Annotated in this window: 15 protein-coding genes; 6 read left to right on the top strand and 9 right to left on the bottom strand. The window is 47.3% G+C overall.

Annotation, left to right across the window (positions count from 1 at the left end; all coding sequences use genetic code 11):
- Positions 1-144 precede the first annotated feature (144 nt).
- The 3 genes from hpsE to RIB93_RS13925 all read right to left on the bottom strand — a co-directional run bounded on the left by hpsE (position 145) and on the right by RIB93_RS13925 (position 5,582).
- Entirely contained in the window at positions 145-1,128 is a 984-nt protein-coding gene (hpsE, locus tag RIB93_RS13935) for a hormogonium polysaccharide biosynthesis glycosyltransferase HpsE (protein WP_446373356.1), read from the bottom strand.
- Positions 1,129-1,363: 235 nt separating this feature from the next.
- Positions 1,364-4,027 (bottom strand): ATP-dependent chaperone ClpB, encoded by a 2,664-nt coding sequence (gene clpB / locus RIB93_RS13930; RefSeq protein ID WP_446373355.1) that lies wholly within the window; start codon positions 4,025-4,027, stop codon positions 1,364-1,366.
- Between the two features lie 280 nt (positions 4,028-4,307).
- Positions 4,308-5,582: a dihydroorotase gene (locus RIB93_RS13925; RefSeq protein WP_446373354.1), complete on the bottom strand. Its 1,275-nt coding sequence runs from the start codon at positions 5,580-5,582 to the stop codon at positions 4,308-4,310.
- A 391-nt stretch (positions 5,583-5,973) separates the two neighbouring features.
- Here RIB93_RS13925 and RIB93_RS13920 point away from each other — a divergent pair, with 391 nt between their 5' ends.
- Positions 5,974-6,171 carry a hypothetical protein gene (locus RIB93_RS13920; RefSeq protein ID WP_446373353.1) on the top strand — a complete coding sequence of 66 codons (198 nt, stop codon included), beginning with the start codon at positions 5,974-5,976 and terminating at the stop codon, positions 6,169-6,171.
- An 11-nt stretch (positions 6,172-6,182) separates the two neighbouring features.
- Here RIB93_RS13920 and RIB93_RS13915 read toward each other — a convergent pair whose 3' ends face one another.
- The 3 genes from RIB93_RS13915 to RIB93_RS13905 form a co-directional block, all read right to left on the bottom strand.
- On the bottom strand, positions 6,183-6,509 hold the full coding sequence (locus RIB93_RS13915) for a hypothetical protein (RefSeq protein WP_446373352.1): 327 nt from the start codon (positions 6,507-6,509) through the stop codon (positions 6,183-6,185).
- Entirely contained in the window at positions 6,454-8,034 is a 1,581-nt protein-coding gene (locus RIB93_RS13910) for an NAD(P)H-hydrate dehydratase (protein WP_446373351.1), read from the bottom strand. The genes RIB93_RS13915 and RIB93_RS13910 overlap by 56 nt, the downstream gene beginning before the upstream one ends.
- A 163-nt stretch (positions 8,035-8,197) precedes the next feature.
- Positions 8,198-9,304 (bottom strand): DNA methyltransferase, encoded by a 1,107-nt coding sequence (locus RIB93_RS13905; protein WP_446373350.1) that lies wholly within the window; start codon positions 9,302-9,304, stop codon positions 8,198-8,200.
- 102 nt (positions 9,305-9,406) lie between these two features.
- Between RIB93_RS13905 and RIB93_RS13900 the strand changes: the two genes are divergently transcribed.
- Together RIB93_RS13900 and RIB93_RS13895 are read left to right on the top strand one after the other, a co-directional pair.
- The gene (locus tag RIB93_RS13900; protein WP_446373349.1) at positions 9,407-9,661 is read left to right on the top strand and encodes a helix-turn-helix domain-containing protein; all 255 of its coding nucleotides are present in this window, start codon (positions 9,407-9,409) and stop codon (positions 9,659-9,661) included.
- The gene (locus RIB93_RS13895; protein WP_446373348.1) at positions 9,661-10,557 is read left to right on the top strand and encodes a hypothetical protein; all 897 of its coding nucleotides are present in this window, start codon (positions 9,661-9,663) and stop codon (positions 10,555-10,557) included. The genes RIB93_RS13900 and RIB93_RS13895 overlap by 1 nt, the downstream gene beginning before the upstream one ends.
- A gap of 196 nt (positions 10,558-10,753) precedes the next feature.
- On the opposite strand, the gene RIB93_RS13890 is transcribed toward RIB93_RS13895, so the two are convergent.
- Positions 10,754-11,893 (bottom strand): glycosyltransferase WbsX family protein, encoded by a 1,140-nt coding sequence (locus RIB93_RS13890; protein WP_446373347.1) that lies wholly within the window; start codon positions 11,891-11,893, stop codon positions 10,754-10,756.
- 123 nt (positions 11,894-12,016) lie between these two features.
- Between RIB93_RS13890 and RIB93_RS13885 the strand changes: the two genes are divergently transcribed.
- On the top strand, positions 12,017-13,045 hold the full coding sequence (locus RIB93_RS13885) for a permease (protein WP_446373346.1): 1,029 nt from the start codon (positions 12,017-12,019) through the stop codon (positions 13,043-13,045).
- 50 nt (positions 13,046-13,095) lie between these two features.
- Here RIB93_RS13885 and RIB93_RS13880 read toward each other — a convergent pair whose 3' ends face one another.
- Positions 13,096-13,257, bottom strand: coding sequence for a hypothetical protein (locus RIB93_RS13880; RefSeq protein ID WP_446373345.1), 162 nt, complete (start codon positions 13,255-13,257; stop codon positions 13,096-13,098).
- On the opposite strand from RIB93_RS13880, the gene RIB93_RS13875 reads away from it, so the two are divergent.
- Positions 13,243-14,004, top strand: a complete 762-nt coding sequence (locus RIB93_RS13875; protein WP_446373344.1) for a TIGR03943 family putative permease subunit — start codon at positions 13,243-13,245, stop codon at positions 14,002-14,004. The genes RIB93_RS13880 and RIB93_RS13875 overlap by 15 nt on opposite strands.
- Before the next feature lie 175 nt (positions 14,005-14,179).
- Entirely contained in the window at positions 14,180-15,211 is a 1,032-nt protein-coding gene (locus RIB93_RS13870) for a sodium:calcium antiporter (protein WP_446373343.1), read from the top strand.
- 88 nt (positions 15,212-15,299) lie between these two features.
- On the opposite strand, the gene RIB93_RS13865 is transcribed toward RIB93_RS13870, so the two are convergent.
- On the bottom strand, positions 15,300-15,902 hold the full coding sequence (locus tag RIB93_RS13865) for a superoxide dismutase family protein (protein ID WP_446373342.1): 603 nt from the start codon (positions 15,900-15,902) through the stop codon (positions 15,300-15,302).
- Positions 15,903-15,908 lie beyond the last annotated feature (6 nt).

Genomic DNA, 15,908 nt, shown 5'->3' with positions numbered 1-15,908 from the left:
AATGCTGGTAATCCTTTGGGGCGGGTTTAGTTATATTAGGGTGCAAAGCAAAGGTTAGTGGTAAAACCCGCCCCTACAATTTCCCCATCTTCCCCATCTTCCCTTAATCAAGCAGTATTTAGGGGTCAGTTTATTTATACCCAGCTACTTACCTTTCAGGGTAATGATTTGGTTCGGGCGACTAAAATAACCATTCTTGTATAAATAAAATGGACTCTCTAAACTACTCAAAACGAGTTGCCTTTGACAAGCGGCGACTAAATCGGATTGAATTTTACCCTGATATTTAAGGCTGTGAATAATGAGTTTCCGCAAATCGTTAACCGTATAGGCAAAAAAGAGGAAGGGGCGTTGCCAAGGCTTGACGCTTAACATGCGGGTGACAAAACGGCTGAGTCCAATCCCGCGCATAAAAGGAATTAAATAGTCTCGCTGTAAGCGTTTCTGGGGGATTTTATGGTTGATTTCCATGGCTGGGTTATACCAAATTTCCCAGCCGTTGAGCTGCATATAACATAACATTTCTAAGTCTTCCCCAGTGAGCATATTTCCCTGAATTCTGCCTGTTAAAATCAGTTGACTGGGAACACTGTCGAGGTACGCTTGTTTACGAATTACCAGTCCGGCTGACGGGGGTAATAGCTTTTGACGGGGTTCGTAGCGAAATGGTTCCTCACCGCGTTCTGCGATCGCTAAAAAAGGTAAGATAGGTCGTAAGCTGTCTGGAGGCGGTACTTCAAAGTCTGGGTGGATTTGACTGCCATACGCCCCCGCCTGGGGATAGGCTTGAGCAAAGGCAACGGCGGCAGCCACCCAGTTGAGGGCGGGAATGTTATCATCGTCTAAAAAGCCAATCAGGGGGGCTTGGGCTTCCTGAACGGCTAATTGTCGGGCAAATCCTGCCCCTTGTCTTGCTTCAACGCAGTATCGTAGGGGTATGTCGGGAGACCAGTTTTCCTGATAAGCTTTAACAATCTCAGCCGTATTATCGGTACTGTTGTTATCAATAACGATAACTTCCCAGCGCATCGATTCTGTACCTGTTTGGCGGCGCAGTTGTTCTAATACTTCGGGGATTCGGCTTCCGCCATTATACGTGGGAATCGCGACGGTGAAGATGAGAGACATAACAAGTCAAACGTTAAAGGTCAAAAGTCAAATGTCACTTTTGCCTAGTTGAGAAGACAATCGGTTTAAGTGTTTGTAGTTAGTGTTGAGGCACTGATGGCGCTAAATCGCTTACTACGAACGTTTAAGGTTTTTTAGAGATGCCCCTGTCCTGGATTCTGCTCCTAACTGAATAGTAGCGGAATTCGGGAGAGATTTTCCTAAAACTTTAATGAAGATTTTTTACGAAACCTGTTCAATGTACCGATTGCGGTTCCGGCAAATTTACCGCCTCCTTTTTCTCAAAGGTGAGGGCGTTATCCACACAATGAACGAGGATTGTATCTCCCGCCCCAAATGTATTTTCCAATAACTTGGTGGCAATTGGGTTTTCGAGTTGCCGTTGGATTGCCCGTTTCAGAGGACGCGCCCCATAGACGGGATCATACCCGACATTCACCACATAGTCTTGCGCCGTCGATGACAGTTCAATGGAGATTTTCTGATCCGCTAACAACCGTTCAATCCGTTTGAGTTGAATCTCGACAATTTGCCGCAGTTCCTTGCGCGTCAGGGTATGGAAGATGATGATATCATCGACACGGTTGACGAATTCGGGGCGAAATTGCTTTCTTAATGCATCGGTGACTCGCTTCCGCATCTCCTCATATTGGGCATCATCTCCCGCTACATTCAGGATATGATCACTGCCAATATTACTGGTCATGACAATAATCGTATTGCGGAAATCCACGGTTCGCCCTTGGGAGTCGGTGATGCGTCCGTCGTCAAGGACTTGTAATAAAATGTTAAATACATCTCGGTGTGCTTTTTCCACTTCATCCAGCAATACCACCGAGTAAGGGCGGCGGCGAATGGCTTCGGTGAGTTGTCCCCCTTCTTCATAACCCACATATCCGGGAGGCGCACCCACCAAGCGGGAAACGGCGTGTTTCTCCATATACTCGGACATATCAATCCGGACTAAAGCCTCCTCACTGTCAAAAAGGAACTGTGCCAACGCCCGCGCCAATTCCGTTTTACCCACCCCTGTGGGTCCCAAGAAGAGGAATGAACCGATGGGGCGTCCGGGATCTTTCATTCCCGCCCTAGCGCGACGAATGGCGGCGGCGACGGCTTCTACGGCTTCCCCTTGTCCAATCACCCGTTTGTGCAAATGTCCTTCTAGCTGCAACAGTTTCTGGCGTTCCGACTCCAGCAGCCGTTTTACGGGAATCCCTGTCCACTTGGCGACAATTTCGGCAATATCGGCTTCGGTGACTTGTTCCCGGAGTAAGGCGGAACCCTTTGCTTGGAGTTCCAGCATCATCGTCTCTTTTGCCTCGCGATCGTGCTGGAGTACTTCTAATTGTCCATACTTAAGCTGGGCAGCTTGGTTTAGGTCATAGGCGCGTTCAGCCTGCTCAATTTTAACCCGGAGTTGGTCTTCTTCTTTTTTCAGGTCGTTAATTTCTTCTAAAAGTTGTTTTTCCGATTGCCATTGTCCGTTAAGCTGTTGGTGATTGGTTTCGAGTTGCTCAATTTCTTGCTCTATCCGGTCTAACCGTTCCTGAGACGACTGATAGGCACTACTAACGGCGGCGACACCCTGACGCTGACTTTCGGCTTCTAGGGATAGCTTTTCCATCTTTAGCTGCATCAGCCTGCGATCAATCGCTTCGAGTTCCACGGGTTTGGAGGTAATCTCCATTTTCAGCTTAGCGGCGGCTTCATCGACTAAATCAATGGCTTTATCGGGTAAAAAGCGATCGCTAATATACCGATTCGATAGCGTCGCGGCGGCGACTAAGGCGGAGTCGGTAATGGTTACATTATGGTGAACTTCGTAGCGTTCTTTAAGTCCCCGTAAAATAGAAATAGTATTGTCCACCGTCGGCTGTCGCACCAGTACCTGTTGAAACCGTCGTTCCAAGGCGGCGTCTTTTTCAATATGCTTGCGGTACTCATCTAAAGTTGTCGCCCCAATACAGCGCAATTCGCCTCGCGCTAGCATGGGTTTGAGTAAATTCCCGGCATCCATTGTCCCTTGACCTGATCCGGTACCGACAACGGTGTGCAATTCATCAATAAATAGGACAATATGCCCATCGGACTGGGTTACTTCCCGTAAGACGGCGCGGAGTCTGTCTTCAAATTCCCCTCGATATTTCGCCCCAGCAATTAAACTTCCCATATCCAGGGAAATCAACTGGCGTTCTTTGAGAGATTCTGGCACATCTCCATTAATTATCCGTTGTGCCAATCCTTCTGCGATCGCGGTTTTACCGACACCAGGTTCGCCAATGAGTACCGGGTTATTTTTAGAACGTCGGGATAAGACTTGCACCACCCGACGAATCTCTTCATCCCGCCCAATTACCGGATCAAGTTTCCCTGCTTTGGCTTGTTCGGTCAAATCCCGCCCAAATTTCTCTAGCGCTTCATAGCGGGATTCTGGACTTTGATCGGTGACTTTTTGCGAACCCCGAATTGCTTTAATTGCGGCTTCGAGTTTGGGACTATCCAGGTCAAACCCTTTAAACAAACGGCGTCCAATCCGTTCATCGGCGGCTAATCCCAAGAGTAAATGTTCAACCGCAATATAATCATCTTCCAGGGCGACTCGGGCGGCTTCGGCATTATCCAGCATAATATCCAAGCCTCGCCCCAGGTAGAGTTGATCCACATTATTCACCTTGGCTTGGCGGTTGGCGAAGGCTTCCAATTGCTGCTTAAACGTCGGCACATCCACCGTCACCCGTGATAGAATCCGGGCGGCTAACCCCTCTTGTTCCACGAGTGCGATCGCCACATGTTCAACTTCTAGCTGTTGATTGCGACAGCGGCGGGCAACGTCTTGGGATTTAACGATCGCTTCCCAGGCTTTGTCGGTAAATTTGCTGGCGTCGGTGGGCTGCATGAGTGGTTATCTGCTTATCGAGTCTTGATTGAATAGTATCTCCCAGTGGCAGTATAACAATCTACTCTCGATCTGGTTCCCCTTCTCCCCACGGATCGGAGTTGGGGTTAGGGGATGAGGGGGAAATTTTGAGCAGTAGATAGACATAGCTGAAAACCTTACCAGCATTGCTTTTCGACCTTAAGTTGACACCAATGAACGTCGGTGCGCCCCTACGGTTTCCGGGCGTGAGATTATAATGAAGGGTTGTCTACAGACAGATGGTTGTTCAAGGATAAAATTACATCAGTCCTGACCAAGTTTGAACCGTGCGCCCCCTAAGTTTTTTCCCAAACCACGGTGTATTCCTAGAGAGGGATTTCAGGGTATCTTGTGCCACTGTCCAACTCTGCTGCGGGTTAAATAACACCAGTTCGGCGGGTTGCTCATTGGCTATCTTGGCGGGGGATTGACCTAGACAAGACGCTGGATTTGTGCTAATAGTTTGCCACAGTTGCAATGCTGAACATACGCCCGTTTCCACTAAATATTGCCAAAGTAAGGGTAACGCTAACTCTAAACCAATAACTCCCGGTGGCGCTTCGGCAAAGGCAACGGTTTTCTCTTCGTAGCTGTAGGGTGTATGGTCAATGGCAATAGCATCAATCACGCCATCCCGAATGCCTTCAATGAGGGCGATGCGGTCATCGGGATTGCCTAATGGGGGATCGAGGCGTAAATTGGGATTATAATTACTTACATCTTGAGTATCTAGTAGCAAATGCATCCAAGAGGTGCTGGCAGTAACTGGGACGCCTCGTGCTTTCGCCTCTTGAATCAATTCCACACCACGACAAGTTGAGATACGCATCAAATGAACCGGAGTCGCGATCGCACTCACCACTTCTATGATGGCAGATAATGCGGCTGATTCTGACATGGCGGGATTTCCGGGGATACCAAAACGGATAGAATTCGCCCCTTCGCGCATCACCCCATTTCCCTTTAACTTCGGGTCACACGCCCATAACGCCACAGGAATTGGCAACGGGCGCAGGTATTCTAACACTCGCCGCAGTAAAGCCAGATTCGATAAAGGACGCCCATCAGCAAAACCCACGACGCCGGCGGCGGCTAACTCAGCTAGTTCTGTCATCTGTTGTCCTTCCACCCCCTGGGTTATCGCCCCCCAGTAATACAGGTGAGGGGAAGATTGGCTGGGATGGGAACGTTCCTGCTGGCGCACAGGGGCAAGTCCAGAAGGATTATCTAACGGCGGTACGGTATCCGGCAAAATGGCTAGTCGGGTAAAGCCTCCCGCCGTCGCCGCCGCCAGCAGTGATGCCCACGTTTCTCGTTCCTCATATCCGGGTTCCCCCGAATGACTGTAAAGATCAACTAAGCCAGTCCCTAAAATTAGACCTTGGCAATCCCGCACCACCGTATCACTTGACCACTCCGCAATTTTCGGTGCAACAGCCTTGATGATGCCGTCTGTAATTAGCACATCAGCGAGTTGGTCGGTTCCAGACACCGGATCTAAAATCCGGACTTGTTGCAGTAGTTCATTAGTCATGGGAAACACACAATTGGGGATTTAAAGACGGAGGGTTCAGTTGGTCTTTTTTCGGTTGCCACAACAGCGAAATACTGGACAAATCAGAATTCCCCGGATTGGACAATTGTTGCTTGTTGAACAAAGTCAAAAATATTAGCCGTGCGGAGACTATTTGTCAAGGCAAGTGTTCAAGACAAACCCAATAATCGAGTGACAAATACTCAGGAGCAAGAATGGCTTACCTTGTTTGTAGACCCAAAGCTATGGCAAGAGAAGACCGATAAATGGATGAACCTTCCGGAAAGCTAATGCTGTAAACACTTCTGGAGTAGAGAATTTCGTCTAGCGGCTATAGACTTTATTAAAAGTTCACACAATCTGGAGTTTTATCCTGCCACAGTCTTTGTATTTGAATCTCTTATCTCTCTATTTGGTCATTCGTCATACTCGCTTTCATCGAGAAGCAAGCTACGTCATTCGTCATTGGTCATTTGTCATTGGTCATTCGTCATTGGTCATTTGTCATTGGTCATTCGTCATTGGTCATTTGTCCTTGGTCGAAGAATTCTGGCACTCCGTTGGGGCGGGTTTAGTTATATCAGGGTGAAAACCTTCCCGTTAATGGTAAAACCCGCCCCTACAACTTTCAAAACTCTTCCCATCTTCCCCATCTCCCCCATCTTCCCCATCTCCCCCATCTCCCCCATCTCCCCCATCTCCCCCATCTTCCCCATCTCCCCCATCTCCCTCATCTTCCCCATCTCCCTCATCTCCCCCATCTCCCCCATCTTCCCCATCTCCCCCATCTCCCCCATCTTCCCCATCTCCCCCATCTCCCTCATCTTCCCCATCTCCCCCATCTCCCCCATCTCCCCCATCTCCCCCATCTCTACCCTCTACCCTCTTGAAGCACGGGCATGAGATACTCTGACAAGGTAAAAGCATCCACGCCCAACTCGGTGCGTTCCTGTGCCGCTAAAATTCCCGCTTGGGCGTGCCACCAAGCTGCCGCCGCGACGGTGGCGTCTAGAGGAAATTTAGCTGTAGCTGGCTGTGCGACTAAACCGCCAATCAGCCCCGTAAGAACATCCCCACTCCCACCACGGGCTAGGGCGGGTGTACTGTCTGGCACCAACCAAACCGATCCCTGAGAATTCGCGATCGCACTTCTGGCTCCTTTTAATAAAATCACAGATCGACTCAATTGAGATGCCTTTTGCACCGCACTGACGCGATTAGGAAGTAACTCAGCCGAATCGGGAAATAACCGCTTAAACTCACCCACATGAGGCGTTAACACCGTCGCCCCCTGACGCCGGATTAACGTGGGAATCGTTTTCAGTTCTGCCAAACTATTTAAGCCATCAGCGTCTAAAATCAGGGGACAATCCACCCCCATTAATCCTTGTACCAAAGACTTCCCATCCAGCGTCAAACCCGGACCACAGGCGATCGCACTAAATTTACTTAAGTTTACAGAATCAGGCAGTTGTACGATCGCGCCACTGTTCGTTTCCGGACACCCAATCACCAGCGATTCGGGGACATGACTGACTAATAATGGTTTCAGCGATTCCGGAACCGCCACAGACAGCATTCCCACCCCAGACGCCCGCGCCCCCAGTGCGGTTAAAATAGCACCGCCAGAATATTGGGTTGAGCCACAAATCAGCAGCAGATGCCCTTCCTTATACTTATAAGTAGCGGCTGGACGTTTTAGCGGCAGACAATCCCGCACCATAGAGGATGTCACCCGCATAAGTCCCGGTGATTGACCCAAAACTGTCCAAATATCTGCCAAGGGAATACCGAAATCAACTAACTCCGCCTCCCCCAGATAATCCAATCCTTGATCTTGTAAAAATGCCTGCTTCCATAACCCCAAGCAGAATGTGCGACTTGCCCGAATCGCTGTACCCAAGACTTCCCCAGTATCCGTGTGAATTCCAGAGGGTAAATCGATACTGAGGATAGGTTGGGAAAGTTGATTCAATTGTTTAACCATATCCGCCAGATTTCCTTCGAGCGATCGCGTTTGCCCAAATCCGAACAATCCATCAATAATTAAATCACAATCCAGCAACGGCTGAATCTGCTCATAAAAGGGAATCCCCAAACTCTCCGCATACTGAGCATGTTGGGAGGTTAATTCCTTCAGCTTCTGAATCGGACGGTAAATCAGCACCTCGAAGCCCTGACACTGTAACTCCCGCGCCACCACCAACGCATCACCGCCATTATGTCCTGGACCGACTAACACGCCCACGCGCCGTGTTTGCGGATAGGGATAAAGGGTTTGAATCCGCCTCGCCATCAACCCCGCTACTTTTTCCATCAACGCCGCCACAGGCATTCCCGCCTCAAAGATACGCCCTTCAATCTTGCCCATCTGTTCGGCGGTGACTACGATTTGTTCAATTTGTTCGCGTCGCTTTGTCGGTTGCACAGCAGTTATTTCCCATTTCACCATCTTTGATTATTGCGTCGTCAGACATGGATTTGCATCAGTCTCCTGAAAGATGAGCAACGTGCCAAATCCAATTCCCCAACCCCCTTACCTGAATAAAAGGATGCATATCACCTTTGTCGGTTGGGTTGAGGTACGTAGGCGGAGCCTTCTCGAAGAGTAACCATCACAGAAATTCCGGGAACAGAAACGAATTAATCCGCTCGTACTCTTGTTCCAACCGTGCTTTCGCCAATTGATAATAATCCGAATTAACTTCTGCACTATAACACCGCCGCCCCTTTCGTAACGACACTATGGCAGCTGAACACATCCCGCCAAACGGTTCCCACACCACATCACCCGAATCGCTAGTCGCCAGAATAATCAATTCAATTAAACGTAAAGGCTTCTGATTCCCATGAAGGCATTTTGCCTGCCGATTTTTCAGGCGTTCCTTACCCCGAACTGCTGGTTCCGACCAAACATTCGTAATTCCATGACTATGATGCCATTTAGCTCGCATTTTTGACCATTGTTCCGCCGTAACTGGCGATTTACCATCAATGGAAAAGTAAGGAATTGCTGTCGGTTGACCATAGCGATTAGCGTAAGTGACAATCAGTTCTATCATGTCGGGTGGCGGGAAATACCACAAATGATCTTTGGTAAAATATTTACGAGTCGCCGCATTTTTGACCCCACAAGCCTCATTCGTTTTACTCAGAGGAAGTCCAGTCCGAAGCCACTCATAACGCAGCCACTGCTGCATCGGTAATTGATAACCATCACCCGTCTGAAGTTGCACTTCTCGCACATAATGTACGCAAACTTCAGTCACAATCGGAAAACGGCGTATTGTCTTACTATTTACATTGCCAGCAATATGGGCAACACCTTTATCCCAAACATTCACAGAACGGTATTGCCAACCCTCCTTGACCAAAATCGGATGAACGGTAGCCCAACCAATTTCACTACACCAAAACCACAACGTTGTCTCTGGTAAACAATAGCGTGACCAAGCCTTAATATGAGGCGTATACCAATCAGCTAAATCTGTTGGTGTTGGCGGATCACCTGGAAAAAGTCCTAGTCCATAAGCACCATCTGAAATGATAACCGTTGGCGCTTGCCAAGCCCAATAGCGGGTCAACACATCAGCCTGTTCAATTTGCACTGAATCGATAACGGTGGTAGATACAGCAGAGGTTGGGGATGTGAGTTCTGATGGCTCATTCCACCGATGATTAAGCTGTCCTGAGTTGTCCGTACCATACCCTATATGACTCACAATTCGTTGTCCTCTGCTCAAGTTTCACCATAACACCCCTCAATAGTCTATTTTGGACTATTCTAAAACCGACTATATCATCAAGTGGGGATGTAAACTCAGATGGAAAAGTCTATTTGTACAAAAGAATATGCCCTATTTCTGAGTCACCTCCGCTCAGCCAGAAAAGCCGCAGGATTGACACAAGCACAAATTGCTCAATCCCTCCAGCAAACTCAGTCATTTGTGAGTAAATGTGAACGGGGTGAAAGACGTATAGATATTGTGGAACTCCGTGCATTTTGTCAAGCCATGGGAATTTCTTTGAGTGACTTTATTCAACATCTTGAAATCACGTTACAGGAAATAGAGCGGTAATGCGTTATCAGGAAGCTCTGGAAATGGCTACGGCTGCTTTACTCAGGTTGAGAGGGCATACTATAGATGTTCTTACCGTCTCAAGACCTAGGGATATTCAGGGAGCTATAGAGCTATCCAAAATCGTCAGTAAACTATCACCGATCATTGGCAATCTCCTAGAATATGCTATCACCCGACACTTGAATGAGACAGGAAACTGGCAAGAGGACTCTCAGTGGATACGACAAGATCCCGGCTTTCCTGATCTGATTCTCAGCGGTATACCCGATATACAACCCGGTATTGAGGTCAAGACTTGGTTTCCATTATCCACTGAAATAACAGCTCGATTTCGGGATAGCCAAACTCACTTTTCAGCCAATCAGGTAAAAGTCGTGATAGTCTGCTGGATGCTGGAATATGTCCTCGCTGGTCAACCCAAAATTGTTGACATTTGGGTAGGAGATGCTCTAGAAATCGCCAAAACCCGTGACAATCATTATCATAATCCTCCCTCCTATGTGGTAATGGAACCAGAAGATACCCGTCAACGTACTCGTAATCTTCAACAAACAAACTGCCATGGCTATAAATTTCAGGGAACAGAGGAGCAATTTAATCAAGCGATGCACTTGATTCAGGACTGGGGAGATAAGGCACAGCAATATCGTCCTGATCCAGATTATCAAAGGCGTATCCGTCAACTGACAGGGAGTTTTCCCTACCGTCTTGATACCAATTTTGCCAAGATGGATAGAATTAATTTACCCAGTTTAGAAACCTTTAAAGCTCATGTTTTAAACTCAATATATACTGGGCATTCAATTCAGTCATGGATCAGGGCAATAAACTCACGCGATCGCACCGTCTTGCAACAATTAGTTGACCCCTCAGCCCCAATGCCTATTGAGTAATACCAATTGGGTTGAGATAAATTGATTGATCAGGGCGAATCGTACCATTATCTGCTGCCAGAGATTCAGAGTAGAGACGTTCCGCCGGAACATCTTATACCAAATCCGGGTTAGCTACCCCCGTAATAACCTAGTCCGCCTGCGCGGACTAGGTTTGTGTAGCTGTGACTTCCAGTCGCCGATTATGATTTGAGTTTCAACTGTAAATTTCATCGCGAATAACCTCTAAAAATGCCTTGCCAAATTTCAGATCCGGTTCCAAATAATTCCCTTCCGCCCATTCATTCCACGAACGGATAAAAATTAGCCGCTTTTCAAATTCCCGTTCCGATACCGTTTCAATTGCCTCTTGCAGATGAACTCTAAATAAATCCGGCGTTGATTTGAGAAACACCAACCCATAGATACCTGTTCTCGGCGTGTTATCCCAATTCGGAAAGATACAGGGATAAGTGACAAAATACGGGTGACTTCCCTTAAACGCACACTGGATCGCTTTTTCATAAGAGTAAAGTAGCGGATAATCCGAAAACTGTTTATATTTTTGGTAGAACCTCCGGGATGAGAATGTGCTAAACTTTTGCTTAACTTTAGTTAAACTCCGCTTCTCTGGTAAAATTCGGGCTGAAGCCTGCGTAAAAACATAATCCGGATTAATAATAACAGACGCATCAAACCCATTAGCTTCAGGAAACCAGTATTCATGTCGGGCAACTCCAATGAAATAGAGTCCCTTTAACCCAGATTTAATCGCTAAATCTCTCCAACAGTCCGTAAATTGTTTCGGATCTGGCAACTCCTCCGGATTATAAACCAAAAATAGAGGTTTACCCTCAACCGTGATATAACGGGGATCAGTAAACGCCTCCAAGAGGGTATAAAAATGAGTCGTATAATCTGCCAAACCAGGGTAAGTTTGCTCAATTAAAACCCGATCCGGACAACCATGCCAAATCCCCGTCCAAGTTTGATTTGCCCAAGCTAGACAAAACGGAAAATTCGGCTCACCTGATTTTAAGACCTGATTAAACGGTCGTTCTAAAACCCGCTTACCCGCAAACCAATAATGCCAATAACAAAACCCTTCAATTCCATACGCCCTTGCCATATCCACTTGTGCTTGTCGGGCTTCGGGTAAACGCAAGTCGTAAAATCCTAAATCAGCCGGAATTTTAGGTTGGTCATGTCCGGGAAATAAAGGCTTGGCTTTGGCAACATTTGTCCATTCTGTAAACCCTTTTCCCCAGGCTTGATCATTTTCCGGAATCGGATGAAATTGGGGCAGATAAAACGCAATTAGACGGGCTTTTGCTGCTTCTAAGGGGTTGGTTATCATTTTTGTTGTACTGTGAATGGTATTAATTCTCCCTTGATCCCCGTTTGACTCACGCCCTGGAAACTATCTGATACAATAGCGCTTACGTGTAAAAAGACCCGCGATCGCGAAACGCTTAAACGCATGAGTCAGTTAAACAACGCCTTTACCCTTTTCTTGAGTTTGCTGGTCGAGGCAATCCCATTTTTACTCATTGGCGTCTTATTTTCCGGCTTGCTGCTTTTATTCGTCGATGAGGGACGACTGATTGCGTCTTTACCCAAGAACCCCTTCCTGGGTGCGGTTGTGGGGAGTTGTGCGGGATTTTTCTTCCCGGTGTGTGAATGTGGAAATGTGCCTGTGTCCCGGCGGTTGCTGCTACAAGGCGCACCTGTATCGGTGTCTATCGGGTTTTTGCTAGCCGCCCCGACAATTAACCCGATTGTAATTTGGTCAACCTGGGTCGCGTTTCGAGATCAGCCGGAAATTGTCGTCCTACGAGTCTTGTTTTCCCTGGGTATTGCTATTGTTATCGGTTGCGTCTTCAGCGTTCAGAAAGATATGCGCCCTTTGTTGCAACAGGCTGTCACCCGTTCCATGGTGCTTCCCAGAGAATGCGAGGTCAAACCTTCTGTGCAACAGGAACCCCAACCCGCCCTGCTGCAATCGGGTACATTTTTACTGGGTCAACCGGGAACACCTGTGCGGATGGATGCGACAGTTCTGCAAGCCTCACTCGCCGCTACCCCCGCCCGGAAACCGTGGTCCGATCGCTGGCGTTTGTTCTTAGACAATACCGTGCAAGAGTTACGGGAGTTAGGCGCGGTGCTAATTATTGGGAGTGCGATCGCGGCTACGATTCAAGTCGCCGTTCCCCGTGAAATTATCCTCAGTTTGGGTTCGGGTCCTATCACCTCAATTCTGGCGATGATGCTATTAGCCGCCGTCGTTTCTATATGTTCAACGGTTGACTCTTTCTTCGCCCTCGCCTTTGCTTCAACCTTTACCAGTGGTTCATTGTTAGCCTTTTTGGTATTTGGTCCAATGATAGACATCAAGGCGATCGGTTTAATGTTCTCCGTCTTTAAAGCTAGGACAATTTTTTACCTATTTGCCCTCGCCGCCCAATTAACCTTTTTGCTCACCTTAATGGTTAACTTGCATCTGAGTTAGTTAGAAAGTTTTGAATGTGTAGGGGCGGGTTTCACCGATAACACTTCGGCTCAAACCACTAACTTAACTAAACCCGCCCCGACTAAATTTTGAATGAAGGAATTATTGGACGAATGACCAATGACAAATGACCAATGACAAATGACCAATGACCAATGACCAATGACCAATGACCAATGACCAATGACCAATGACCAATGATTAAAAAACAACGTCTTTTACTCCCCATCCTTGATATTATCACCCTAGGCATCTGGGGGATTTTGTTGATTCAATACTGGGTCAGTGGCGAATTACAGTTACTCATTCACCCGAATTACTTTGCCTTAGTTCTAGGAACTGGGATACTTTTGCTAGTGCTGGCGGTGTTAAAAGCCATTCAAGTCATCGGTCAATTACCACCCCGAAATCCCAAAACAATGCCGATGATGCAGCATATTAGCTGGTTTCCACCGGGTTGGAGTACAGGATTGCTGCTAGCCACGGCAATTCTAGGGTTATTAGTAGAACCCAAAGTCTTTACCAGCCAGACAGCAATTCAACGCGGTGTGATGGAATCCTTAACCGCCACCCGCACCCAGCCTCAATCCTTTCGCAGCGCCAGCAAACCCGAAGCGCGATCGCTGATTGAATGGATTCGCACCCTGAGTGTTTATCCGGAACCTGATGAATATGCGGGTCAAGCAGTTAATGTTAAAGGGTTTGTGGTTTATCCCCAAAACCTATCCTCGAACTATTTATTAGTAACTCGCTTTGTGATTACCTGCTGTGCAGCGGATGCTTATCCAGTCAGTTTACCCGTGAAACTTCCGGGAAATCGTCAGGCGTATCAACCGGATAATTGGATACAAGTTAAAGGAAAAATGATTACAGAAACATTACAAGATAAACGGCAATTGGTGATTGAAGCCAGTGAGGTAAAAAAAGTTCCTGAACCCGATAATCCCTACTATTATTAATTATCCTTGGACTATACAAGGATAACGCTCATTTTTCGCTTTCTGAGCTTATTCAAGCTAAACCGTCTAAATGAGCGATACTGGGAGTACACTACACCGTGTCATTGCGGTGGCAGAGATACGTCCTTAAATTTCTGAAAAACTTTAGGGTTCTTGTAACGGTTGTAACGGAAAAATGTTATTTTTTTGGTTTTTAGTTCTAATCGGTGCTGTGCTGGCAGCCCATTGGGGAGCAGATCACTTAGCTGAACCGCTCAAGAAGCTGCGGAAACAGTGGGGATTGTCAGAAGCAGCAGGGGCGGCTTTCGTTGCCCTGGCTACGGCTAGTCCAGAATTCGGTACTAATGCCGTCAGCGCAGTTCGCGGTCTTTCTGACATTGGACTGGGCAATTTACTCGGTTCTAATATTATTTCTGTTCCAGCGATCATTACCACCGCCTACATTGCTTCTCAATGGGGTTCTGGTAGCAAAAGAACGAATAGTGAACATTCATCAAATAGGGCAGATAGCACCTATGACTATCAGCGAAAAAAGCGCGTAATGCGTGTTAAACGGGAGGCGTTGACTGTGCAAGCACTCCCCTATCTGGCAGTTATCGCCCTAGCTGCCTTGCTGACTATCCCCAAACCTTGGCGTGGTCTTCAGCCCATTGACGGCTATATTATGCTAGCCGCTTACTTCGCTTACTTGGCACAGGCAATCCTGCGTAAGCGTCAACGAGGCAAAGAGGTGAAATGGAGTAAGAAACAAATTACTCTCGCTGTTATGGGTATCGCCTTGCTTTGTCTTGGTGCTTACTTTACGGTCATGGCTACAGAAAATATTGTCTCAGCTTTAGGCATTTCCAAGTTAATCGGTGGACTCTTTATTACATCAACTATGAGCATTGCACCTGAAGTATTTTCGACTTGGAGTTTGGCAAAAAGTGGGCAAATTACGGCTGCGGTTACAGGCGTGATTGCTGACAACACGGCGACAATGACTCTCGCCTTTTTTCCGCTGGCACTGGTGACATTGCCTGTAGAAAACTTTCTCTTGTATTCAGTCAACCTGGGTTTTGTTGCGTTACTGGGAGTGGTATACGCTGCCGCAATCAAATTTGGTTCTGAAAAACGGAGCTTTGAACTTTGGGAGGTGTTAGCGCTTAATGGAGTTTATGTCGCTTATCTAGCTGTGATGCTTTTCGGTATACTTAACGTTACCTAGAGCACCCGTCTAGTAATCGGATCATCTACTTAAATACTAGACCGACGCTCTAGAGCTGCTCACAACCTAGTTGAGTTTTTCCCAACTCCTAGGAATCAGTCACCTCAATAATTCCACAACCAACTCGTCCGCCAGCATTACCCGTCGGCTGACCAAAATCATCAGGTTTTTCATGAAGAATTACCGACAGATTACCGATCGCATACTTCCCTTCAGTAAACGTAAGTCGCTCAACAGTTAGGCTTTTTGACCCCGTACCATCTTCAGCAATCGTAATATTGCCTAAATCTCCCGCATGAGCATTTTCAAACCCATCTTCGGTAATTAATCCATGGTTTACATCATCGGGATTAAAATGACCCCCAGCCGCCTTTCCTTGCTCCGCACAATTCCCTGTTTCATGGATGTGGAAAGCGTGTTCTCCCGATGGCGCATTGGTCATCATTACTTCAATTAACATCGCATCCCCCGTTGTCGTAAACTCAGCCTCTCCCAAGACTTCTGCGGGATCGCTGGTGCTATTGATAGTTGCGGTAGCGATGCTAGCTTGTTGTTCCGTGACTTCTTCTTGGGGTTCGGTTACAGGTTGCTCAGTTACCGTGTTGGTTTGCTGACAGCCAGATACAAACAGTAGTAGGCTGAAAAAAAACGCGATCGCACTAATTCTCAAGGGTTTATTAATCCAGTTCATAGCCAG

The sequence above is a fragment of the Coleofasciculus sp. D1-CHI-01 genome (assembly GCF_040218875.1).
In the GTDB taxonomy this organism is placed as follows: Bacteria; Cyanobacteriota; Cyanobacteriia; order Cyanobacteriales; family Coleofasciculaceae; genus Coleofasciculus.
This window is presented reverse-complemented; position numbering and strand designations above follow the sequence as displayed.

What these genes read in the sequence shown, in the direction of transcription:
- RIB93_RS13925 (WP_446373354.1), bottom strand. Translation starts at nt 5,582, where the DNA reads ATGACTAATGAACTACTGCAACAAGTCCGGATTTTAGATCCGGTGTCT.
- clpB (WP_446373355.1), bottom strand. Translation starts at nt 4,027, where the DNA reads ATGCAGCCCACCGACGCCAGCAAATTTACCGACAAAGCCTGGGAAGCG.
- RIB93_RS13895 (WP_446373348.1), top strand. Translation starts at nt 9,661, where the DNA reads ATGCGTTATCAGGAAGCTCTGGAAATGGCTACGGCTGCTTTACTCAGG.
- RIB93_RS13885 (WP_446373346.1), top strand. Translation starts at nt 12,017, where the DNA reads ATGAGTCAGTTAAACAACGCCTTTACCCTTTTCTTGAGTTTGCTGGTC.
- RIB93_RS13875 (WP_446373344.1), top strand. Translation starts at nt 13,243, where the DNA reads ATGATTAAAAAACAACGTCTTTTACTCCCCATCCTTGATATTATCACC.
- RIB93_RS13865 (WP_446373342.1), bottom strand. Translation starts at nt 15,902, where the DNA reads ATGAACTGGATTAATAAACCCTTGAGAATTAGTGCGATCGCGTTTTTT.
- hpsE (WP_446373356.1), bottom strand. Translation starts at nt 1,128, where the DNA reads ATGTCTCTCATCTTCACCGTCGCGATTCCCACGTATAATGGCGGAAGC.
- RIB93_RS13900 (WP_446373349.1), top strand. Translation starts at nt 9,407, where the DNA reads ATGGAAAAGTCTATTTGTACAAAAGAATATGCCCTATTTCTGAGTCAC.
- RIB93_RS13910 (WP_446373351.1), bottom strand. Translation starts at nt 8,034, where the DNA reads ATGGTGAAATGGGAAATAACTGCTGTGCAACCGACAAAGCGACGCGAA.
- RIB93_RS13890 (WP_446373347.1), bottom strand. Translation starts at nt 11,893, where the DNA reads ATGATAACCAACCCCTTAGAAGCAGCAAAAGCCCGTCTAATTGCGTTT.
- RIB93_RS13870 (WP_446373343.1), top strand. Translation starts at nt 14,180, where the DNA reads ATGTTATTTTTTTGGTTTTTAGTTCTAATCGGTGCTGTGCTGGCAGCC.
- RIB93_RS13915 (WP_446373352.1), bottom strand. Translation starts at nt 6,509, where the DNA reads ATGCTTTTACCTTGTCAGAGTATCTCATGCCCGTGCTTCAAGAGGGTA.